Genomic DNA, 23,670 nt, shown 5'->3' with positions numbered 1-23,670 from the left:
ACACCTTCCTATATACAAAAAAGGGCTTATAAAGCCCTTTTTTATATTAATTCTTTAACTTTTGCAGCTTTACCAACTCTATTTCTTAAATAGAACAGCTTAGCTCTTCTAACCTTACCTCTTCTAGTAACCTCCAATTTATCGATTATTGGAGAATTTACAGGGAATGTTCTTTCAACACCTACACCATAAGAAATTCTTCTTACTGTAAATGTTTCTCTAATTCCACCATTTTGTCTCTTAAGAACAATACCTTCAAAAATTTGAATTCTTTCTCTGTTACCTTCTTTAACTTTAACATGAACTTTTACAGTGTCACCAACATTAAATTCAGGTAAATCAGTTCTAATTTGTTCTGATTCAATAGATTTTATAATATCTAACATGTGTGCATTCCCTCCCTACTTTTATTTGACGTTCTTGACCGCTTTGACTGTCAGAGGAACGCCCGTACTAGCACAAATTGTATTTTATCATATAAATTATTATTATGCAACATATAATTGTCATTTTAACAATTCTTTATCTTCTTTTGACAACACAAGTTTTTTAAACAGATCGGGTCTTTTCTCACGAGTAACTTTAAGTGATTGTATTCTTCTCCAATTGTTAATATTTTTATGATGGCCTGATAACAAAACTTTTGGAACAAAATCTCCTTCAAAACACTCTGGTCTTGTATATTGAGGATATTCCAAAAGTCCATTATAAAATGACTCTTCCATATAGCTTTCTCTGCTAGATAATACTCCAGGGATCAATCTGCATATACTATCAACTATTGGAATGCAAGCCATTTCACCACCTGTTAGTACAAAATCACCTAACGATATTTCTTCATCTATATACTTATAAACTCTTTCGTCAATGCCTTCATAGTGACCACATAAAAAAATCAGCTCAGTATTTGTGGAAAGCTCTTTAGCAATTTCTTGGTCGAAAGTTTTTCCTCTAGGGCCTAAAAATATAACTTTACCTTTATTAATAGATTTAACTGTTTTTATACAATCAACAATTGGTTGAGGAGACATTACCATACCAGCCCCTCCACCGTATGGATAATCATCTACTTTTTTATGTTTGTTTTTTGAATAATCTCGTATATTGACTGTATTAATCTCCAATATATTTTTTTCAATAGCTCTTCCTAGTATACTATAATTAAAAACATGAAACATTTCTGGAAAAAGTGTTAAAATATGAATTTTCATTGCCACACCTCTAAGGGTTTAATGATTATTCTTCTCTCATTTACATCAATGTTTAATACTATTTCTTTAAGAGCTGGTACCAATACTTCAGTTTTTCCTTTAACCCAATATACATCGTTGCTTCCTGTTTTTATAACATCGCATAATTCACCTATTTCCACATTGTTTGAATCAAAAACCTTGCAACCAATTAGATCTGCTATAAAATATTCTCCTTCAGCTAATTTTACAGCATCTTTACGACTTACTTCAATATATTTATTTTTAAAAGCCTGAGCTTGTTCTATTGTGTCTATACCTTCAATTTTAAGTATAACTTTATCGCTTTGCAATTTACACCAAACTATTTTTTTTTCAATCCCGTCAATATACACATTTTTTAACTTTCTAAATCTTTTAATATCATCAGTTAAAGGATATATCTTAACTTCTCCTTTTATACCATGAGTATTTATAATCTGACCTACTGATAAAAACTCTTTCATTGTCATTTCACCTTCTAAGAGCATTAATATAAATAATAAAATAAGAGTTAGGATGCACCTAACCCCTATATTATTTCAACAACAACTCTTTTATTCTCTTTAATCGCTGCTGCTTTAACAACAGTTCTTATAGCTTTAGCTATTCTTCCCTGTTTTCCTATTACTTTTCCCATATCTTCTGGTGCAACTTTTAGTTCAAGTATAATTGACTGCTCACCTGCAATCTCATTGATTTGAACAGCTTCTGGGTTATCAACTAATGATTTAGCTATTATTTCAACTAACTCTTTCACAGAATACACCCCCAGTTATTACTTTGAAAGTTTTTCGCTAATTCCAGATTTTACGAAAAGTCTCTTTACTATATCTGATGGTTGTGCACCATTCTTAACCCATTTAGCAGCCTTTTCTTCGTCAATTTTAATAAGAGCTGGCTCTGTAGTTGGATTATAGTAACCTATTTCTTCAATAAATCTTCCATCTCTTGGAGATCTTGAATCAGCAACAACAACTCTATAAAATGGAGCTTTTTTAGCACCCATTCTTCTAAGTCTTATTTTTACAGCCATTTATTTCACCTCCTTCTAAAGCATAAACTATTAACTCATAAATGGTAATTTACCAAATATACCTTTTTTAAAACCTTTTTGCATATTTTTAGTTTGTTTCATAACTTTCTTCATCATCTCAAATTCCTTAAGGAACTTGTTGACTTCTTGAACAGTAGTTCCAGAGCCCTGAGAAATTCTCTTTTTTCTTGATGACGAACTAATTACAAGATTAGGGTTTTTTCTTTCATTTTTTGTCATAGAGGTAATAATAGCTTCACGCCTTTTCATTTCTTTTTCCCCTTGACTTAAATCAATATTTTGAAGCTCTTTTGCATTTACTCCAGGAATCATTTCTATTAATTTATTTAAAGGACCTAATTTTTTCATCTGACTCATCAATGTCAAATAATCATCTAAATTAAAATCTTGATTTAGCATTTTAGCCCCTAGTTCTTTTGCTTCCTTTTCATCTATAGCAGCTTGAGCTTTTTCTATAAGTGACAACACATCACCCATACCTAAAATTCTAGAAGACATTCTATCTGGATAAAATACTTCTAAGTCATTCATTTTCTCGCCAACACCTATAAATTTAATAGGCTTACCACTAACGGCTTTTATAGAAAGGGCGGCACCACCTCTAGTATCCCCATCCAGCTTTGTCAGAATGACACCTGTTATATCTAATTGATTATTAAAACTCTCTGATACATTTACAGCATCTTGACCAGTCATAGAATCTACCACTAACAAAATATCATTAGGATTTATACTAGCTTTTATATATTTAAGCTCATTCATTAAATCTTCATCTATATGAAGTCTACCTGCTGTATCCACTATAACCACATTATGATTATTATTTTTTGCATATTCTATTGAAGCTTTAGCTATATCTACTGGATTTACTTTATCCCCCATTGAAAATACTGGAACATCAATTTGCTTTCCAACAACTTGAAGCTGTTTTATTGCTGCAGGTCTGTAAATATCACAAGCTACCAATAGCGGTCTCTTATTCTTCTTTCTAATTTGTAAAGCTAGTTTTCCAGCCATAGTTGTTTTACCAGCACCTTGTAAACCTACAAGCATGATAATGGTTATACCATTATTAACGTAATTTATAGAACTCTCAGAACTTCCCATCAAAGCTGTAAGTTCTTCATTTACAATTTTTATAACTTGTTGACCAGGCGTTAGACTTTCCAACACTTCACTGCCTAGGCATTTTTCACTAACTTTTCCTATAAAATCTTTGACAATTTTATAATTAACATCAGCTTCAAGAAGTGCTAACTTAACTTCTCTCATAGCTTCTTTTATATCTTTTTCATTAAGCTTGCCTTTACCTTTTAACTTTTTAATAGTTTCCTGAAGCTTAGAGGCTAATCCTTCAAAAGCCATGATAATCCTCCCTATATATTCTCATTTATGTCTTTTTCTATTTCATCTATATAATTTAAAAGTACTAAATCATCTATTTTGTCTCTTATAAGTTTACATTTATTTAATATTGATGTTTTTACTAAATTAAATTTATTATATTTATTCATAAGTTCTAGTTTTTGTTCATATTCTAATAAAAGTTTATTACATCTTTTAATAATATCATGTATAGCTTGCCTGCTAGTATTGTTTAGTTCTGCTATTTCGCCAAGCGATAAATCTTCATTATAATACATAGTCATTATATCTTTTTGTTTTTGGGTTAAAAGCTCTCCATAAAAATCTAAAAGAATAGATATCTCAATTCTTTCTTCCATACAATCACCTTACCAACAAAAATAATAATAACAAATAACAAATATGCTGTCAAGTATTTTTGCTTAACAGCATATTTGTTACTCAATAGTTTAAAATAATGCCTCCACAAACTCTTTTGTATTAAATTCTTGAAGGTCATCAATGCTTTCACCTACACCTATTAACTTTACAGGAATATTTAATTGATGTTTTATTGAAATAACAACTCCTCCTTTTGCTGTACCATCAAGTTTTGTTAAGACTATGCCATCAATAGGACATACCTCCATAAACTGCTTAGCCTGTTGAACAGCATTTTGACCTGTAGTTGCATCTAAAACTATTAAAGTTTGTTTTGATGCTTCGCTATATTCTCTATCTATTATTCTGTTAATTTTACCCAATTCATCCATAAGATTTTTCTTATTATGCAATCTTCCAGCGGTATCGCAGATTAAAACATCAATCTTCCTTGCTTTTGAAGCTTGAATTGCATCATATACTACAGCAGCTGGATCGGAACCTTCTTGATGACGTATAAGGTCTACTCCAGCTCTATTACTCCAAACTTCAAGCTGGTCAATTGCAGCAGCTCTAAAGGTATCTGCAGCAGCAAGCATTACCTTATATTTTTCAGCCTTTAATTTTGAGGCAATTTTTCCTATAGAAGTGGTTTTTCCTACTCCATTAACTCCTATTACAAGAATTACTGCAGGTAAATTATTTTTAATAATGTTATTATCTTCTGAACCTAACATTTCAACTAAAACTTCTTTTAAGCAACCTTTAACTTCCTTAGGATCCTTTACCTTATTTTCTTTAACTTTAATCTTTACTTTTTCTATTATATCTAACGTAGTTTCAACTCCAATATCAGAAGTAATAAGTATTTCTTCTAATTCCTCGTATAATTCATCATCAATATTTACATACAAATTTAACATATTACTTATTTTATCTGTAAATCCATTCCTTGTCTTAGTAAGACCATTTTTAAGTTTTTCAAAAAAAACACTAAACATAATCTATTCTCCTTATAAAACTCTTTTTTATTATATTAGTATAGATTGTTTATTTAAATCAATAGAAACTACCTTAGATATTCCTTTTTCCTCCATAGTAACACCATATAAAACATCACTAACCTCCATGGTTCCCTTTCTGTGAGTAATAACGATGAATTGTATATTATTTGAAAATTTTCTTAGAAATTCTGCATATCTTGCAACGTTAGCATCATCTAATGCTGCTTCTATTTCGTCTAATATACAAAAAGGTGTTGGTTTCATTTTTAAAATTGCAAAAAGAAGTGCAATAGCTGATAATACTTTTTCTCCACCGGACATCAAGTTGATATTTTGAAGTTTCTTTCCAGGCGGTTCTACATTAATTTCTATATTTGCAGTAAGTTCATCCCCCTCTGTGAGTATTAAATCAGCATTTCCACCTTTAAAAAGTTCCCTAAAGGTTTCCTTAAATATTATTCTGAGATTATTAAGATTTTCACTAAAAACACTTTTCATTTTTGCAGTCATATCATTAATCATTTCTATAAGTTCTGATTTTGCTTTAGTTAAGTCCTCTATCTGTGAGCTCATAAAAACATATTTTTCTTTAACTTCCTTATATTCTTCAATTGCACCTACGTTTACAGTCCCTAACGCAGTAATTTCATTTTTTAGTTTAAATATATCTTTTCTATACTCTTCCATATTATGTATAGTATATTTATATTTTAACGCTTCAGCATAGGTTAAAGACATTTCTTCGTTTAATTTAGAATATAAAGCTTCTTTTTCTACATCTAATTTTGCTAATGATAAATCCTTCTTATGAATTTCTTCTTCTTTTTTATTTAATATTAAAGATAATCTCTCTAAGTCATCTTCAATTATTTTAATATTTTCCTTTATTTTTATTCTCTCAATTTCACTATCCTTAAATACTATTTCCAATTTTGATAAATATGATTCTATTTTGTTTAATTTTATTTTGTTTTCTTCAACACTTTCTTTACTAGATTTAATATTCATTTGGGATTCTTTTATCTCTTGAGATAACGCATTACTTTTCTTATTTAATTCATCTAATTCATTTGATAATCTTTGAAGTTCTCTAATTTTATTTATCACCATTTCATCAATTTGAGCTTTTTTTATTTTAAGAGTAGTATGCTTCTCTTTTAAATTTATAAGACTATCCCTTCTATCCTTTAGCTTAAATTCTGATTCCTTAATAGTAGTAGAATTAGTCTTTTCTAATGCAATCATATTCTGTAATAAAATTTCTTTTTGATTTAGTTTTTCTAAGTTAATGTTTTCTTTATTTTTTAAATCCTTTATTTGTTGTTTTGAGACAGTTAAACTTTGGGATATTCTATCATCTTCAGAAGATATAGCTGCTATTTTGCCATTTAATTTTGTTATTTCAATATTCTTGTAATAAACTTCATCTTTCAGATTTAAATATATTTCATCTAATTTTTTTACAGATTGTCTATTAACGTCTATTTTTTGAACTAATTCTTCAATCAGTATATTAGTTTGTTGCAAATCTAATGCTGTTTCTTCTATTTCTCTTTTTCTACTAATTATACTAGTAGACTTATTGAAAATACTTCCCCCTGTTAATGAACCACCTGAATTTATTATTTCTCCTGATAAAGTTACAATTTTATAATTATAGTTAGTTTTCTTTGCTATTTTTAAAGCTGTGTCTAAGTCTTTAGCAATAATAGTTCTTCCAAGAATATATTCAATAGCATTTTTAAATCTGAATTCATAAGATACTAATTCACTTGCAATTCCAACAAAGCCATCTAAAATTTTTATTTGTTCAATATTATTTAAAGGCTTACCTTTTATAATATTCAAAGGTAAAAATGTAGCTCTTCCTAAATTATTAATTTTTAAATAATTAATTAAAAGTTTTGCAGTATTCTCATCCTTTGTAATAATATCAGAAATAGCTCCACCTAAAGCTATTTCTATAGCTATTTCCAGCTCTTTACTTACACTTATAATATCACCAAAAACAAAACAATTAGATTTTGCATCAGGTATTTTTCCACTATTGATATTTTGCATTAAAATCTTCACAGATCTATTGTAACCATCATACTGCTTTTCTAAGTTTTGTAGCATCTGATAATTAGCTTCAAGTTTATTTGACTTTGCATTATATTCTTTTAATTTCTTTTCATCTTTATTTATATAACCATTCAGTTTTGTTATTTCTAATCTGTTTTTTTTGATTTCTTCTTCTAGTGTCTTAATTTTAGAACTCAATTCTAAAACATTGTTTTCTAACATAACTTTAGTATTTGAATTTATTTTTAAAGAATTTATATAATGCTCGCAAGAAGTTACAAGTTCCTGGATTTTCTTTCCTAATTGGATTTGTTCACTATTTATTATAAAAATTTCATTTTTAACTTCAGATATTTTATTTAATAATTTTATATTTTCATTTTTTAGTTCATTTAAAGATAATTCACTACTATTTAGCTGTTTATTAAAATCAAGAATTTCTTTTTCAACCAAATTAATAGTATTATTTAAATCTAATTGTTCTCTTTGATATTTATTTAAATTAGTTTCCTGCTCATCTTTAGAAAACTGAAGAGTTTTAAGTTTACTGTCAATTATATTTATTTCATGTAAGTTTTTTTCAATGAATGCTTGAAGATTTTTTATCCTTTCTTCTAAAAGATTAGTTTCTGAATAAACACTCTGGTAATCAGACTTATTTTTATAATATTCCTGCTGATCTCTTTGTATTTTCAATTCATGTTTTTCTAAATCATCATTTAATTTCTGTAATCTATTTTTATTAACTTCTTTTTCTTTTACATAAATACTTAAATCCTTTTGTGAACTTTGTATATTGTTTTTAATATCTTTAATTTTATCTTCAATAAATTGAATTGAGTGTAATAATAAATTTACTTCTTTCTCTTTCAATTGAGTAGATAAATTTAAAAATAATTTAGCTTTTTCACTTTCTATTTTAAGAGGCTCCAATCTCTCTTCATAAGTTCTTATAATATCTCCAATTCTAACAAGATTCTGTTCTGTGATTTCTAGTTTTTTCTCAGCTTCTTCTTTTCTACTTTTAAACTTTACAATACCAGCTGCTTCTTCCAAAAGACTTCTTCTTTCCTCTGGTTTTCCACTTAAAACTGCATCAATCTTACCTTGTCCAATAATAGAATAGCCTTCTTTTCCTATTCCTGTATCCATAAAAAGTTCCTGTATATCTTTTAGTCTACATTGAGTATTATTTATATAGTACTCACTTTCTCCTGAACGATATAATCTTCTAGATATTGTAACATCAGAATAATCAATTGGAAGCTCGTTATCACTATTATCAAGAGTAAGAGATACTTGTGCCAAACCTACAGGTTTCCTAAACTGAGTTCCTGCAAATATGACATCCTCCATTTTGCCACCTCTTAAACTCTTTACACTTTGTTCGCCTAAAACCCACCTAACAGCGTCTGAAATATTACTTTTTCCACTTCCATTTGGTCCTACTACTGAGGTAACGCCTTTCATAAAATTAAGTTCCGTTTTATCAGCAAAGGATTTAAAGCCTCTTATTTCAATTGATTTTAAAAACATAAGTACACTCCTTTATTTATCTAAATAGTGATGGTAATAACCCTATTAAGAAAATAAAAATAATAAAGTAAATAAGTATTTTTGTGTACTTTTCTCTTTGTTTTTTATTCATAAATTTATACTCCTAACAATTAAGCTAATTCTATACATAAGTTTATAGTAAATATAAAAAAATATCAATGTAAAAAATAAAAAAACCGTGAATCACACGGTTTTTAATATATTATCTAGGTTCAACTATAAATTTAATGGCAGTTCTCTCTTCTCCTTCAATGGTTATTTCTGAGAAAGCAGGGACCACAACTAAATCTATTCCATTGGGTGCTACAAATCCTCTGGTTATAGCAATAGCTTTAACAGCCTGATTCACTGCTCCTGCTCCAACGGCTTGAACTTCAGCAGCATTATTCTCTCTTAAAACGGCTGCTAAAGCTCCTGCTACTGATTTTGGCTGAGATTGAGCTGATACTTTTAATACTTCCATAAATAATTCCTCCCTACAAAATCTGTTAATACAAATCTTACAAAGATATAATTCTATAAAATACTAAAATATCCTTCTTTATATTTTCGAATTAAATAATCGTTAATCGACAATTTATTGCAAACGTCATCATATTTTATAACTATTTCTCCCCTATCTATTAAAAAACTCTGCATAATTTTAATACTTGATGTCTTTAATTGTTCTTTTGTGTCATTAAAAAACCTTTTTTTATCACAAAATAATTTCGATACATCTTTACTATTGATTTCTATTTTTACTTCTCCATGATAATTTTCAGGTATATTTTCCACGATCAAATCATTTAAAATACTTCCTTCTACTATCTCTCTAAAGGCAGGATGAAATGGACCTGCTACTATATCCCCATTCTCACTAATTTCTTCAGTAGTTTGCAGTCCCATTCTTATAACTTTTATTCCATGCGCATTTAATATACTATAAACTATTTTAGTAATTTTTATTGTTTCATCTAAAGAATATGGCTTATATAATCCTGTTTTGTACATTCTCTCCATTGGGGTATCTTTTATTACTAATGCAGGATAAATTCTGCAAATATTAGGTTGTAAACTCGCAACACTTCTTGCAGTTTCTATATCTTTTTCAAAAGTATCGCCAGGTAACCCTAACATAATTTGATGCCCTAGAATAAAACCATATTTTTTTATTAAATTAGAAGCATTTATAACATCAAATCTTGTATGTCCTCTGGCAGATTTTGTTAAGACTTCATTATCTAATGATTGTACTCCAAGTTCTATAATATCTACAGAAAAATCTTTTAAATTTGAAAGTATTACATCATCTATATAGTCGGGTCTTGTAGATAATCTTATAAAATTAACAATACCTAAATCCTTATAATATTTAGCTACTTTAAGTAATTCCTTCTGTTTTTCAATATTTATTGCTGTAAATGTACCACCAAAAAAAGAAACTTCTAAAATACGATTAGTTTCAGGAATAGTTTGTAAATATTTTTCAATTACATCTTTAACCATATTAGAAGTAATTTTTGTGTTAATCCCAGTAATACTGTTTTGATTGCAAAAAACACAATCGTGAGGACATCCTTCATGTGGAACAAATATTGGTATTATGTAATGTTTTTTACTCATACTTACCCTCCAATTGCGTTAATGCTTGCTTAGCCGCATTCTGCTCAGCTTCTTTTTTGCTGTATCCAACTCCTCTTCCTTTAACAACATTATCAACTAATACTTCAGTAGAAAATTTCCTTCTATGTGGAGGACCCTCATAGCCTGTTAATGTATATAAAATAGATACTTCACCATTTTGTTGGAGTGTTTCCTGAAGTTTAGTTTTATAATCTAATACTATTTCATTATTTATAGCTTTATAAATTATATTTTTAAAATAAATCCCTAAAAAGTCTTTAACTTTTTGTATTCCGTTATCTAAATAAATAGCTGCAATAATAGCTTCAACACAATCAGCTAAAATTGATGGCCTGGATCTTCCTCCTGTAAGCTCTTCTCCTTTACTCATAAATATATATTTCCCTAAATTAAGCACCTGTGCTACTTCAAACAAAGAATTTTCACACACGATGAGAGCTCTTATTTTTGTTAATTCACCTTCAGATTTACTTTCACAATTTTTAAATAAATATTCTGATATACAAAGTTGAAGAACAGAATCACCCAAAAATTCTAGCCTTTCATTATACTTTATTTCCTTATTTTGATTAATGCAAGAACTATGTGTTAACGCTTCTATTAGTAAATTTTTATTTTTAAAGTTTGTATTTAACTTATCCTCTAACTCACGTAAAAAAACTTTTTTATCTACCATCTACCAACTCTCCTTTATGTATCATAAGTTTATTCTTCAATTTGTTTAACAAACATATTCAAGAATAAACTTCAAGAATAAAAATTTAAAGCCCCGTTAATTACGGGACTCTATAATTACTCTTCAGTATGCGCTTTTATGTACTCCACAACATCTGAAACAGTTGCTATTTTCTCAGCATCTTCATCTGGAATTTCCATATCGAATTCGCTTTCTAATGCCATAATTAACTCTACTATATCAAGAGAGTCAGCACCTAAATCGTCCATAAAGGATGACTCCATTGTTACTTCATCGGCATCTACTCCGAGTTGATCTGCTATTATATCTCTTACTTTTTCAAATATCATATTTTCACCTCCTAAACAAAAACTATAATAAGATAATATTACATAACACTCTTAGCGTCAATATTAATAATTAAATAAAATTCTCCTTATAATGTTTCATTTTCTACTTCAATGTTTAGTTTTTCTAATTCTCCCTTAATCTTATCAACAATTTTATTATCATAAGAATTTAATGCCTGTCTAATTGCATTTTTAAAAGCCTTTGCATTTGAACTACCATGTGCTTTAATAACAATGCCATTTGCTCCTAAAAAGGCAGAACCACCATATTCAGTATAATCAAATTTTTTCTTAAATCTACTAAAAACAGGCTTTAAAAGTACACCACCTATTTTAGTTTTAAATGAGGACATTATTTCTTCCTTTAGCATACTAAAAACACTTGAAACAACTCCTTCTAAGGTCTTTAATATAGTGTTTCCTACAAATCCATCACAAACCAACACGTTTACATTACCATTTGGAACATCCCTTGGTTCTACATTTCCTACAAAGTTGAAATTAGTTTTCTTTAGAAGTTTATATGCCTCTTTGGTAAGTTCATTACCTTTCTCTTCTTCAGCACCTATATTAATAATTCCAATAGATGGATTAACTAAGTTTAATATACATTGAGAATATATATGCCCCATTAAAGCAAATTGAACAAGATATATAGGTTTACAATCAACATTAGCACCAGCATCAATAATCATAAAAGATCCATTTTTGCCAGGTAATATTGGAGCAAGAGCTATACGTTTAATCCCACTAATTCTACCTATAATAAGAGAAGCTCCAGCCATAAGAGCACCAGTACTACCAGCTGATAAAACAGCATCAGCCGCACCACTTTTTACTAAGTTTAAAGCTTTAACCAAACTGGAATTCTTCTTTTTCTTTAGTGCTTTAACAGGCTCCTCATTTGGAGTAATAATTTCATCAGCATTAACAATTTGTATTTTTTCATTAGGATATTCATATTTACTTAATTTTTGTTTAAGCAACTCTTCTGGACCAGTAATAATAATATCAACCCCATACTCCTTGATTGCGTCAATACAACCTTGTATAACTGCATCTGGAGCAAAATCTCCCCCCATACCGTCAACAGCTAGTCTCATAATTACACCTGGAAAGCCATCCAGGAGGTTCACTTCCTTTCATGCTATTGTTAAATTTAGTATTCATTATCATAAAGTATATTATATCCAATCTTAAAAAACAATATTAATTAAAAAATAAGAGAAAGTCTTAAGACTTTCCCTTTTATTACTTCTCTGAAGCAACTACTTCTTTACCTTTGTAAAATCCACAATTTTTACATACTCTATGAGCAAGCTTCATTTCATGACATTGAGGACATTCAACTATTCCTGGTAGGCTTAGTTTAAATGTTTGTGCTCTTCTTGAATCTCTTCTAGCTTTAGAAAATTTTCTCGCAGGATTTCCCATTGTAACACCTCCTTAATCAGCAGAAAACAAATCTTTTAACTTAGCAAGTCGCGGATCAAAGTCATCTTTTGCACAGCTGCAAGATGCTATATTTAAATTTGTACCGCAATGTTGGCATAAGCCCTTACATTCATCACTACATAATTTTTTTATAGGTAAGGACATAGTAATATTGTTTCTAATAATATCTGTGATATTAATAATATCACCATCAATAAAAATGATTTCATCATCTTTATTGTCAAGATTTGTTGAAAACTTTTCATGAATTGGTATGTCAATAGTGTGGCTAAAATTAATTAAACACCTAGAACAAGATAAAATCAACTTAGTTTGTATCTTACCTTCTAAGTTTATTATGTCTCCTGTAAGATATAACTCACCATCTAAAACTATTGGACTTGCAAACTCTATTTTTTCTCCATCATCATAAAAGCTTTCTCCAGTAAAAACTAAATGCACTTTCTTTTTAGATACTTTTTTTCTGTTTAAATCTACAACATCAATTGTCATAGTCTCACCTCAATGCATTAGCCACAATTTATTATATTAACAACCAATGCAAAAGTCAAGCTTAATTTGTGTTTTAAGGTATAATTTTGTAAAAACACTACCCTTTAACTATTTCTTTTACATCTCTTGCAATCATTAGTTCTTCATTAGTTGGTATAACTAATACTCTTACTTTAGAATCCTCTGAACTTATATCTACTGCTTTACCTCTTACTTTATTTTTTTCTTTATCTATCTTAACTCCTAAATAATCTAAACCTTCACATACATACTCTCTTGTTTCTGGTGAATTTTCACCAAGCCCTGCTGTAAATACTATACAATCAACTCCATTCATTACAGCTGCATAGGAACCAATAAACTTCTTAACCTTATAATAGTAAACATCAAGAGCCAATTGAGCTCTCTTATTTCCTTCCTTCCATGCTGCATCTTCAATATCTCTAAAATCACTGCTAACTCCAGATATTCCATATACACCAGATTTTTTATTTACAATATCATCTACTTCCTCTATTGTTAAATTCAACTCTTTCATGAGGAATGTAATAATAGCAGGATCAATGTTTCCTGATCTTGTACCCATTGCTATACCTTCAAGTGGTGTAAATCCCATACTTGTTTCTATAGATTTACCATCTTTTACTGCTGTTATACTAGCTCCGTTTCCTAAATGACAAGTTATTATTTTTAATTCCTTAATGTCCTTTCCTAATAAATCAGCAGCTGCTGATGATACAAACCTATGAGATGTACCATGGAATCCATACTTTCTAACTCCATATTTTTTGTATAATTCATATGGTAATGGATATATGTATGCATATTCTGGAATAGTTTGATGGAAAGCAGTATCAAATACTCCAACCATTGGTGTATTTGGCATAAGCTCCTTACATGCATTTATTCCGATAATATTTGGAGGATTGTGTAATGGAGCTAACTTTGAGCATTCTTCAAGTGTCTTCATTACATCTTCATCTATAAGTACTGAATTAGAATATTTTTCTGCACCATGAACAACTCTGTGTCCTACAGCTGAAATTTCTGACATATCCTTAATTACACCATTTTGACTATCAACTAAAGCTTCAAGAACTAATTTAATAGCATCTTTATGACTAGCCATAGGCTGTTTTATAACATATTTTTCTCTTCCTTCAACTTTTTGAGTAAGAATAGAGCCTTCTATCCCTATTCTCTCAACTAATCCCTTTGCAAGTACAACTTCACCTTCCATATCTATTAACTGATATTTTAAAGATGAACTACCACAATTTACCACTAATATTTTCAACTTAAACTCCTCCTTAAAATTGAATAAACTAAATATTTTGTGCTTGAACAGCAGTTACTGCTACAACATTAACTATATCTTCTGCACTACATCCTCTAGATAAATCATTTACTGGTTTTGCAAATCCTTGACAAACTGGACCGATAGCCTCTGCCTTTGCAAATCTTTGTACTAGCTTATATCCAATATTTCCAGATTGCAAATCAGGGAATATTAAAACATTAGCTTCTCCTGCAACTGAACTTCCAGGGGCTTTTTGGTTTGCAACCTTTTTCACTATAGCAGCATCTAGCTGAAGTTCACCATCAATTTGTAAATCTGGTCTTAACTCTTTTGCAATTTCAGTCGCTTTCCTTACCTTATCTACTAATTCATGATCTGCACTTCCTTTAGTTGAAAAAGAAAGCATAGCTACCTTTGGCTCCATATTACACAGTTTTTTTGCAGTATCAGCAGTAGAAATAGCAATAGCAGCCAATTGTTCCGCAGTAGGATTTGGATTTACAGCACAATCTGAGAAAAGAAGCATGCCATTTTTACCATATTCACAGTCAGGAATAAGCATAATAAAGAAACTTGAAACTGTAGAAATACCTGGTGCAGTTTTAATTATCTGTAATCCTGGTCTTAACAAATCACCAGTAGTATGTACAGCACCTGAAACTAATCCATCAGCATGACCAAGCTTTACCATCATAGTTCCAAAATACATTGGATCTTTTACTATTTTTTCTGCTTTTTCTATTGTAACTCCTTTGCTCTTTCTAAGCTCATAAAACTCTTTGGCATATGTTGAAACAAGTTCAGAAGATTCAGGATCTAAAATCTCTATACCTTTTATGTCTGCCTTTAAGCTTTTGGCTTTTTCCTTAATTTTTTCAGCATTACCTAATAAAACTAGTTGAGCTAATCCTTCTTTTTTAATTATAGCGCTGGCTAAAATATTTCTCTCCTCTTCACCTTCTGGAAGAACAATTTTTTTAATATCTGACTTTGCTTTTTCCCAAAAACCTTTCATTAAGTCCATAAAACATTTCTCCCTTCTGTATTTTACAATACATATACACCATATATTATAATAACTCATTTATAATATGATTTTCAACAAATAATATAAAAAATCCCAATATTTCATAACTTATTATTTAAAATTACAATTTAATCATTGAAATTTGTATTTAATAGGTGTATAAAATAATGTATAAAAAATTTTAAGGCGGTGTAAACATGAAAATATCAGCCATAATTGCAGAATATAATCCACTCCACAATGGGCACATATATCATATAAATAAGACTAAGGAGATAACTAATTCAGATGCTATTATTTGTATAATGAGTGGAAATTATGTACAAAGAGGTATTCCATCAATAATAGATAAATGGAACAGGGCTGAAACAGCTTTAAAATGTGGAATAGACTTAGTTATTGAGCTTCCTGTTATATATAGTCTATCTTCAGCAGAATTTTTTGCTTTTGGAGCAGTAAGCCTCTTAAATAGCCTAGGAATAGTTGATAATATAAGCTTTGGAAGTGAAATAGGAGATATAAATTTTATTTTAACCGTTGCAGAAGTTTTAAATAATGAACCAATTGAATATAAGGAAACTCTTAAACACTATTTAAGCAAAGGTCATACTTATCCTGTTTCTAGAAGTAAAGCACTAATAGATTATTTCTTAAAAAACAACTATGATTTTAATCATAATTTAGAAATATCATTAAGTTCTTCTAATAACATTTTAGCTATTGAATATTATAAAAGTTTGATAAGGCTTAATAGTAACATAACCCCAGTAACTATTAAACGTGAAGGTGGAACATACAATAGCAATGAATTAAACCATATTTTTTCAAGTGCTACCTCTATCAGAAAGTACATTAAAAATAATAATAGTCTTGAAGAACTTAAAACACATCTGCCTTATGCCAGCTTTAATTTAGTTAGTAAATTAAAAAAAGCCAATTATCCATTTGTTTATGAGGAATATATGCTGGATTTTTTAAAGCACAAGTATTTTACTTCAAGTGAAAGTATAACAAAACTTCCTGATGTTTCAGAAGGAATACATAACAAAATTTATAAAGCTTTAATACATTCTTATACCTATAATCAATTATTAGAAAATATTAAAAGCAAAAGATATACATATACTCGGATAAACAGAATACTTTGTCAATACTATGTTGGTTTTGAGAAATTTGATACTGAAATGCTAAGGACTATTCCATGCCCTTATGCACGAGTTCTTGGATTTAATGAAGTAGGTGCAAAGGTTTTAAAAAAGGCAAAAAATAATGCTTCTATACCTATATATGTAAAACTTCCTAAGAAACCTGAGGAAACTTTACTTCTAGATATACAAGCTACTAAGTCTTATAGTATAATTAATAAATCTATAAACCCTAATAGCGATTATATAATAAGCCCAATTAGATCATAGTAGTAATAATAATATATAAAGAATATATATACTAGTAAAGAGTAATTTATAAAAGGAGAAAATAAATTGAACTTATTATTGTATGCTATTTTTCTTTTAATACTAGTTCTTTTATATTTTTTATTAAAATCTTTAGAACAAAATTTGGTTATTACTATTATCTGTTCACTTATTATAATACAAATTGTACTTACACCAAAACTTTGTATAGATTCTGCACTTTTAGGAGCTAACTTATTTATAAATAGAGTTTTTCCTTCACTTTTTCCATTCTTAGTTGTAACAAGTATAATGATGGATTATAACGGGGTACATATTTATTCAAAATTTTTCGGTAAAATTTTATGTAAACCGTTAAGACTTCCATTAAGCTGTACCTTTGTTTTAATTGTAAGTATGTTATGCGGCTATCCCTTAGGTGCTAAATATGCTTGTGAATTATATGAGCAAGAAGTGATTGATTATAAAACTTGTGAAAGACTTGTAAACATAGCAAGTAATGCTAGCCCTTTATTTGTTATAGGAGCCGTTGGAACGTCAATGCTGAAAAACTCAAATATAGGATATTTACTATTAATATCTAACTACATATCATGTTTTATAATGGCATTAATAATAACTCAAAAAGACATACATAAAAAAAACAGCCTCAATGGTTTGAGAACTGTACCAAGTAAAAATATAGGTAATATAATAAAAAATAGTATAGAAAATTCAATAAAAACATGCTTGTCTATTGGTGGTTTTGTAATACTTTTTTCTGTTTTAACAAATATTATAAAAAACAATCTATTTTTTAACATTATTATAGAAAAAATAACTAACTTATTAAGTATAGATAAAAATATACTAGAAGGATTTATTTTAGGATTAATAGAAATAACTAATGGATGCTATTTAATATCAACTACATCAAAAAGTATGTATATAAAAGCAATTATTATAAGTTTTTTCTTAGGCTTCAGCGGGTTATCAATAATCTCCCAAGTTTATTCGTTTACTTACAAACATAATCTATCTTTAAAAAAATACACTATTAGAAAAGTGCTTCAAGGTTTTATATGTTCTACAATTACACTGATTTTATATAGAATATCCTTACCCAAAATAGCAATTCAAACATCTAATATAAAAACAAATACTAATCTATGGAGTTCATTACTTATTACATGCATAATTATACTTATAATACCATTTTTATTTAATAAATTAAAAAAACTATTTTATACCTCTTAATTCTTTTATATTATTTCTTATATCATCTAAATCTGCTGAAATATCATCACCTAATACAGATATAAATTGTTCTACTTGTTTTTTTATATTAAAAACCATGTTCTGACCCTTTTCATTTATCTCTTTCTCAAGCTGACACAATATTTCATCTGCGTAGTTTCTTGCACCTAACCTCATAGCCTTAGCATCTCTCTGAGCTGAGGCTATTATCTCTTCTGCTCTTATTTTTGCATCTTTCGTAATATCATGATTTTCTACCTGTTTCTTTAATATATCCATACTTTCTTTTCTCATAGTCGAAGCTTCTTCTATAGCTTCACCTAAAATTCTTTCTTTTTCATCTACAACCCATTGTGCTTTTTTAAATTCATCTGGAAGACAGTTGATTATTTGGTCTACTATTCCCATAACTTCTTTTTTATCAACTAAAATCTTTCCCATTACTGGTACCTTTGACGAAGTTTCAAATATTTCTTGAAGATATTCCAGTAATTTTATAACTTCCATAATTGATTATCCCCCTCTTTACTTAGTTTATTTATTATATCATTTATTATAATATCAGGAACTAAATCTTTAATACATCCCCCAAACATTGCAACCTGCTTTACAGATGAAGAACTTAAGTAAGAATACTTAGCATTTGTCATCATAAATACCGTTTCTATATTAGGATTTAACTTATTATTCATAAGCGCCATTTGAAATTCATATTCAAAATCAGATACAGCCCTTAAACCTTTTACAATAACTGTTGCCTCTACATTTTTCATAAAATTTATTAAAAGACCACTAAAACTTTCAACTTTTACATTATTAAAATTTTTAACACACTTCTGTATCAAATTTACTCTTTCCTCTATATTAAATAAACCATTTTTATTAGGATTTATTAAAACACCTACAATAACTTCATCAAAAACCTTTGAAGCTCTGCTAATAATATCTAAATGCCCGTTAGTAATTGGATCAAAACTTCCAGGATAAACTGCTCTTTTCATTTTATTCCTCCTTAAATTTATAGAAACATACAGTTGTATTTCCGTATACTCTGTGGTCAACAAGTTCAATTAAATTATTGCCTCTATACAATTCCTCTTTTGAATCAATTTTACATACTATTAGTCCATCTCTGTCTAATAAACCTTTTTCTGAAATTATTTCTATTGCTGGAGGAATCATTTCTTTTAAGTAAGGAGGATCTATAAAAATTAAGTCAAAAATTAATTTTTTTTGTGCAAAATCTTTTAAAGCCATATATGAATCCATATTAAAACACTTACATATATCATTAAAACCAAGATTTTCAACATTTTGTTTTAATAACTTGAATGTACTTTGTCCTTTATCTATAAGGTAACATTTCTCAGCACCCCTACTGACAGCTTCCAAACCTAAACTACCTGTTCCAGCAAATACATCTAAAACCTTAGCACCTTCTATTCTACTTTGTATTATATTAAAAATAGATTCTTTTATTCTATCTAAAGTAGGCCTCGTACCCATTCCTTCAGGAGATAACAATTTTCTACCTTTGGCAATTCCTGCTATAATTCTCATATCTTTTCCTCCCTTTGTTATATAGATTAATATAAAATTTACTATTTTTCAAGAAATATAAAATTAATATAATTGTAATAAATCACAAATTAACACATTAAAGATATAATATTAATTAAAACATATAAATTGTGATGTCTGTTCAATTTTTTTTATAATTTCATTTTTAAATTTTATATCTTCTTCCTTCTGACTTTTTAAAAGCTTTTTAGCTTCTGCATTAGCAGCTTTAAGAAGCTCTATATCATTAATTAAATCCGACAAGATAAAATTGCTCTCTCCGTGCTGTCTAACCCCAAATAATTCTCCACTGCCTCTTATTTTTAAATCTTCTTCTGCTATTTGAAAACCATCATTGCTATTTTTAAGTATTTGAAGCCTTTTTTCAACTATATCATTTTTAATATTTGCTATTAAAATACAATAGGATTTAAAACTTCCTCTCCCTACTCTTCCTCTTAATTGATGAAGTTGAGCTAAACCAAATCTTTCAGCATTTTCAATAATCATAACAGTAGCATTAGGTACATTAATTCCAACTTCTATAACTGTAGTAGAAACTAGAATTTTTATTTCACCGTTTTTAAATTTGTTCATTATCTCATCTTTCGTTTTATTAGCCATCTTACCATGAAGTATTGAAATTTCTTCTTCTTTAAAATAATTATTTACTAAATCTCTATATAGTTTTTCAACAGAATTAATGCTTAATTCATCGTTTTCCTCTACAAGTGGACATACAACATAAGCCTGCCTGCCTTTTTTTATTTCTTCAGCAGCAAATTTATATACTTTATCCTTTTTATTGTGTTCTACATAAAAAGTCTCAATTTTTTGTCTCCCTGGAGGAAGTTCATCTATAATTGACACATCTAAATCCCCATATAAATACAAAGACAAAGTTCTAGGAATAGGAGTGGCTGTCATAACCAAGATATCTACATTTTTGCCTTTATTAAACAACATACTTCTTTGAATTACACCAAATCGATGTAATTCATCAGTTACAACTATACCAAGATTTTTAAATTCTACATTTTCCTCTAAAAGTGCATGCGTCCCTACTATAATGTCTATATTTCCTTCTTTTAATTCGGATTTTATTATTTCCTTTTGTTTTTGAGAAACACTTCCAGTTAATAAGCTAATATTAATATTAAAAGACTTTAAAATCTGTTGAGTTTCTAAATAATGCTGATTAGCAAGTATCTCAGTAGGAGCTAGCAAGGCAGCTTGATATCCATTTTTTACAACATTAAACATGCTGATAATTGCTACAATTGTTTTTCCGCTCCCTACATCTCCTTGAACCAACCTGTTCATTTGTTTATTTTTTTTCTCATCTAATAATATTTCTCTAATAACTCTGCTTTGAGAATTAGTTAAATTAAATGGAAGTTGCTCTTTTAATACCTTTAAATCTGGAGAAATAGAAAAAGCTATTCCTCTACTATTATTTATAAAGTCCTTCAACATTATCATCTTCAATGAAAATATAAAAAGCTCTTGAAATTTTAATCTTTTTCTTGCTTTTAATAATGCTTCATTGCTTTCTGGATTATGAATGTTTCTTATAGCTTTGTCTAATGAACAAAATTCATATTTTTTTATTAGCCAAATGGGCAAATTTTCTGAAATAGTAATGCATTTTAAAGTTTCTGATATAATTTTTATTAAGAAATTATTAGTTAATCCTTCTCTTAACGGATATTTAGGAACCAGCTTATACCCTGCATTTTCATTTTTATCAGATAAATATTGAATTGATGAATTCATTATAATATTATCTTTATTATTAATTATAGTTGGATTAATTAACATTCTTTCGCCCTTAAAGCTTTGTATTTTTCCAGATATAGTATATTGTTTCCGCAAAACAAATTTTTCCTTCATGTAGGGCTGATTAAACCATTTTCCTTTTATTATTCCATTGTTATATTTAAAAACTACCGTAGATATTACTCTTTTAGTTTTTGTTCTTACATCCCTATCTATTTTGATAACAGTACAATTAATAACAACCTTATTTCCATCTTTTGTACTATCTAAATTTTTATCCAATAATATTTTCTCATAGTCCCTTGGAAAATAAAGCAATAAATCTATTACATTATTTATCCCACAATTATTTAAGAGTTCTTTCATCTTAGGTCCAATTCCTTTTATATAACTTATTTCACTATATAAATCCATAGTTTAACACCTCAAACCTATAGATAATAAAAAAAGCCCACGGGCTTTTTTTATTCAACAGCTATTAAAAAATAGTAAAGCGGCTGTTTGCCATTATAACTTTGAATATCCTTATCAGGATACTTTTCTTCCAATTTTTCCACAAGAAGATTAACTTTATTTTCTTCTACGTCCTGTCCAAAGAAAATAGTAATTAGCTCACTGCTTTCTTTAGTTATATTATTAATTACAGTTTCACATACTTCATAAACATCTTTACCTACTTCATTAATTTTGCCTTCTACAAGACCTAATATATCTCCTTCACTGATTTTCTTTCCATCCATTTCTGTATCTCTAACTGCATAGGTTATTTGTGCAGTTATAACATTTTTAATAGCTTCTTCCATAGCAGCAATATTTTCTTCCAAGCTAGCTTCAGAGTCAAAAACTGTAACACAACTTATACCTTGAGGAATAGTATTTGCAGGTATTACAACAATATTTTTATCTGTAAGTTCAGCAGCTTGTTTAGCAGTCATAACTATATTTTTATTGTTAGGAAGTATAAAAATATTTTCAGCATTTATATTATTAATACAATTCAACATATCTTGAGTACTTGGATTCATAGTTTGACCGCCTTCAATAACATAATCAACACCAAAATCTTTGAAAATGTTTTTTATCCCTTCTCCCATTGCCACTGATATAATTCCAAACTTTTTCTTTTCTTTTACAACTTCTTTACTTACAGATTCTAAATTTTCCTTTTCGGTAAGAACATAATCATCATTAAGTATATGTCTATGTTGTTCTCTCATATTATCTATTTTAATTTTAGACAATTCACCTAGCTTAACAGCTTTTGAGAGTGCTAATCCAGGATCATTAGTATGTATGTGTACTTTTACAGCATCCTCTACACCTACAACTATTATTGAGTCCCCATGTGGTTCTAATTCATTTCTAAAGGACTCTACGTTAATATTATTACCTAAAACAAAAAACTCAGTACAGTATCCAAACTTAATATCTTGTTCATCTATAAAAGAAGCTGGATTAGATATATAAGATTCTGCGTTAACTGCATTTAATGCTTTAGCTTGAATATTGTCTTTTAATGCTTCATACATACCTTTTAGTATAATTAAAAGACCCATTCCACCAGCATCTACAACTTTAGCTTTTTTCAGCACAGGAAGCATTTCAGGAGTTTTATTTAATATAGCTTCACTATGTTCGCATACTTCTTTCATAAGCAAGGTTATATCTGTACTACTGCTCTTTACTGCACTTTCCCCAGCAGCTCTTACTATAGTAAGTATAGTTCCCTCTGTTGGCCTCATAACAGCTTTATATGCAGCTTTTGAACCCTCCAGTAAGCTATTTGCAAATTCTAAAGCATCAACCTCGTTCTTATTTTCAAGTCCTTTTGCTATTCCTCTGAAAATCTGTGAAAGTATAACACCTGAATTTCCTCTTGCACCCATAAGTGCCCCTCTAGATACTTTCTTTGAAACCTCTCCTATGGAAGTATTGTGCATGTCTTTAATCTCTGATACTGCTGCTCTAAAAGTCATAGACATATTAGTTCCAGTATCTCCATCTGGAACAGGGAATACATTCAATGAATTTACAAAAGCTTTTTGTTCCTCCAACTTGTTTGATGCGTTTACTACCATGTTATAAAACTGTATTCCATTAATTTTAAAAAATTCCATT

General features: G+C 28.8%; 25 protein-coding genes. 2 read left to right on the top strand and 23 right to left on the bottom strand.

Annotated features, from left to right (window positions below; all coding sequences use genetic code 11):
* Nucleotides 1-41 precede the first annotated feature (41 nt).
* The 18 genes from rplS to pta all read right to left on the bottom strand — a co-directional run bounded on the left by rplS (nt 42) and on the right by pta (nt 15,559).
* The gene (rplS, locus tag M2651_RS06135) at nt 42-386 is read right to left on the bottom strand and encodes a 50S ribosomal protein L19 (protein ID WP_252131471.1); all 345 of its coding nucleotides are present in this window, start codon (nt 384-386) and stop codon (nt 42-44) included.
* Nucleotides 387-506: 120 nt separating this feature from the next.
* Entirely contained in the window at nt 507-1,211 is a 705-nt protein-coding gene (gene trmD / locus M2651_RS06130; RefSeq protein WP_252131470.1) for a tRNA (guanosine(37)-N1)-methyltransferase TrmD, read from the bottom strand.
* On the bottom strand, nt 1,208-1,696 hold the full coding sequence (rimM, locus tag M2651_RS06125; RefSeq protein WP_252131469.1) for a ribosome maturation factor RimM: 489 nt from the start codon (nt 1,694-1,696) through the stop codon (nt 1,208-1,210). Before rimM ends, trmD begins: the two co-directional genes overlap by 4 nt.
* A 65-nt stretch (nt 1,697-1,761) precedes the next feature.
* Nucleotides 1,762-1,989, bottom strand: a complete 228-nt coding sequence (locus M2651_RS06120; RefSeq protein ID WP_252131468.1) for a KH domain-containing protein — start codon at nt 1,987-1,989, stop codon at nt 1,762-1,764.
* Nucleotides 1,990-2,007: 18 nt separating this feature from the next.
* Nucleotides 2,008-2,265, bottom strand: coding sequence for a 30S ribosomal protein S16 (gene rpsP / locus M2651_RS06115; protein ID WP_252131467.1), 258 nt, complete (start codon nt 2,263-2,265; stop codon nt 2,008-2,010).
* A gap of 30 nt (nt 2,266-2,295) precedes the next feature.
* Nucleotides 2,296-3,651 carry a signal recognition particle protein gene (gene ffh / locus M2651_RS06110; RefSeq protein WP_252131466.1) on the bottom strand — a complete coding sequence of 452 codons (1,356 nt, stop codon included), beginning with the start codon at nt 3,649-3,651 and terminating at the stop codon, nt 2,296-2,298.
* Between the two features lie 11 nt (nt 3,652-3,662).
* Complete coding sequence (locus tag M2651_RS06105; protein WP_252131465.1) at nt 3,663-4,010, bottom strand: putative DNA-binding protein; 348 nt, start codon at nt 4,008-4,010, stop codon at nt 3,663-3,665.
* A gap of 90 nt (nt 4,011-4,100) precedes the next feature.
* Nucleotides 4,101-5,012: a signal recognition particle-docking protein FtsY gene (ftsY, locus tag M2651_RS06100; protein ID WP_252131464.1), complete on the bottom strand. Its 912-nt coding sequence runs from the start codon at nt 5,010-5,012 to the stop codon at nt 4,101-4,103.
* Between the two features lie 30 nt (nt 5,013-5,042).
* Complete coding sequence (gene smc / locus M2651_RS06095) at nt 5,043-8,615, bottom strand: chromosome segregation protein SMC (RefSeq protein ID WP_252131463.1); 3,573 nt, start codon at nt 8,613-8,615, stop codon at nt 5,043-5,045.
* Nucleotides 8,616-8,838: 223 nt separating this feature from the next.
* Nucleotides 8,839-9,099: a stage V sporulation protein S gene (locus M2651_RS06090; RefSeq protein WP_252131462.1), complete on the bottom strand. Its 261-nt coding sequence runs from the start codon at nt 9,097-9,099 to the stop codon at nt 8,839-8,841.
* Nucleotides 9,100-9,152: 53 nt separating this feature from the next.
* Nucleotides 9,153-10,241, bottom strand: coding sequence for an elongator complex protein 3 (locus M2651_RS06085; protein ID WP_252131461.1), 1,089 nt, complete (start codon nt 10,239-10,241; stop codon nt 9,153-9,155).
* Nucleotides 10,234-10,938: a ribonuclease III gene (gene rnc / locus M2651_RS06080; protein WP_252131460.1), complete on the bottom strand. Its 705-nt coding sequence runs from the start codon at nt 10,936-10,938 to the stop codon at nt 10,234-10,236. Before rnc ends, M2651_RS06085 begins: the two co-directional genes overlap by 8 nt.
* 116 nt (nt 10,939-11,054) lie before the next feature.
* Nucleotides 11,055-11,288, bottom strand: a complete 234-nt coding sequence (gene acpP, locus M2651_RS06075; RefSeq protein ID WP_252131459.1) for an acyl carrier protein — start codon at nt 11,286-11,288, stop codon at nt 11,055-11,057.
* 86 nt (nt 11,289-11,374) lie between these two features.
* Complete coding sequence (gene plsX / locus M2651_RS06070) at nt 11,375-12,391, bottom strand: phosphate acyltransferase PlsX (RefSeq protein WP_252131458.1); 1,017 nt, start codon at nt 12,389-12,391, stop codon at nt 11,375-11,377.
* Nucleotides 12,392-12,539: 148 nt separating this feature from the next.
* Entirely contained in the window at nt 12,540-12,722 is a 183-nt protein-coding gene (rpmF, locus tag M2651_RS06065) for a 50S ribosomal protein L32 (protein ID WP_252131457.1), read from the bottom strand.
* A 12-nt stretch (nt 12,723-12,734) separates the two neighbouring features.
* Nucleotides 12,735-13,235: a YceD family protein gene (locus M2651_RS06060; RefSeq protein ID WP_252131456.1), complete on the bottom strand. Its 501-nt coding sequence runs from the start codon at nt 13,233-13,235 to the stop codon at nt 12,735-12,737.
* Nucleotides 13,236-13,332: 97 nt separating this feature from the next.
* Nucleotides 13,333-14,532, bottom strand: coding sequence for an acetate/propionate family kinase (locus tag M2651_RS06055; RefSeq protein WP_252131455.1), 1,200 nt, complete (start codon nt 14,530-14,532; stop codon nt 13,333-13,335).
* Between the two features lie 28 nt (nt 14,533-14,560).
* Nucleotides 14,561-15,559 carry a phosphate acetyltransferase gene (gene pta / locus M2651_RS06050; RefSeq protein ID WP_252131454.1) on the bottom strand — a complete coding sequence of 333 codons (999 nt, stop codon included), beginning with the start codon at nt 15,557-15,559 and terminating at the stop codon, nt 14,561-14,563.
* Nucleotides 15,560-15,759: 200 nt separating this feature from the next.
* Between pta and M2651_RS06045 the strand changes: the two genes are divergently transcribed.
* Nucleotides 15,760-16,977, top strand: a complete 1,218-nt coding sequence (locus tag M2651_RS06045) for a nucleotidyltransferase (RefSeq protein WP_252131453.1) — start codon at nt 15,760-15,762, stop codon at nt 16,975-16,977.
* Between the two features lie 66 nt (nt 16,978-17,043).
* A complete protein-coding gene (ylbJ, locus tag M2651_RS06040; protein WP_252131452.1) occupies nt 17,044-18,213 on the top strand; it encodes a sporulation integral membrane protein YlbJ in 1,170 nt (389 codons plus the stop codon).
* Here ylbJ and M2651_RS06035 read toward each other — a convergent pair.
* The 5 genes from M2651_RS06035 to M2651_RS06015 all read right to left on the bottom strand — a co-directional run bounded on the left by M2651_RS06035 (nt 18,196) and on the right by M2651_RS06015 (nt 23,669).
* Complete coding sequence (locus M2651_RS06035) at nt 18,196-18,720, bottom strand: ATPase (protein ID WP_252131451.1); 525 nt, start codon at nt 18,718-18,720, stop codon at nt 18,196-18,198. The genes ylbJ and M2651_RS06035 overlap by 18 nt on opposite strands.
* Nucleotides 18,708-19,214 carry a pantetheine-phosphate adenylyltransferase gene (gene coaD / locus M2651_RS06030; RefSeq protein WP_252131450.1) on the bottom strand — a complete coding sequence of 169 codons (507 nt, stop codon included), beginning with the start codon at nt 19,212-19,214 and terminating at the stop codon, nt 18,708-18,710. Before coaD ends, M2651_RS06035 begins: the two co-directional genes overlap by 13 nt.
* Before the next feature lies 1 nt (nt 19,215).
* A complete protein-coding gene (rsmD, locus tag M2651_RS06025; protein ID WP_252131449.1) occupies nt 19,216-19,773 on the bottom strand; it encodes a 16S rRNA (guanine(966)-N(2))-methyltransferase RsmD in 558 nt (185 codons plus the stop codon).
* 111 nt (nt 19,774-19,884) lie between these two features.
* Nucleotides 19,885-21,966: an ATP-dependent DNA helicase RecG gene (gene recG, locus M2651_RS06020; protein ID WP_252131448.1), complete on the bottom strand. Its 2,082-nt coding sequence runs from the start codon at nt 21,964-21,966 to the stop codon at nt 19,885-19,887.
* A gap of 50 nt (nt 21,967-22,016) precedes the next feature.
* The gene (locus M2651_RS06015; RefSeq protein ID WP_252131447.1) at nt 22,017-23,669 is read right to left on the bottom strand and encodes a DAK2 domain-containing protein; all 1,653 of its coding nucleotides are present in this window, start codon (nt 23,667-23,669) and stop codon (nt 22,017-22,019) included.
* Between the last annotated feature and the right edge of the window lies 1 nt (nt 23,670).

The organism is Clostridium caldaquaticum, from assembly GCF_023806125.1.
Lineage (GTDB): Bacteria > Bacillota > Clostridia > Clostridiales > Clostridiaceae > Clostridium_AT > Clostridium_AT caldaquaticum.
Note: the sequence above shows the minus strand (reverse complement) of the source record. Positions and strands in the feature narration are given on the sequence as shown.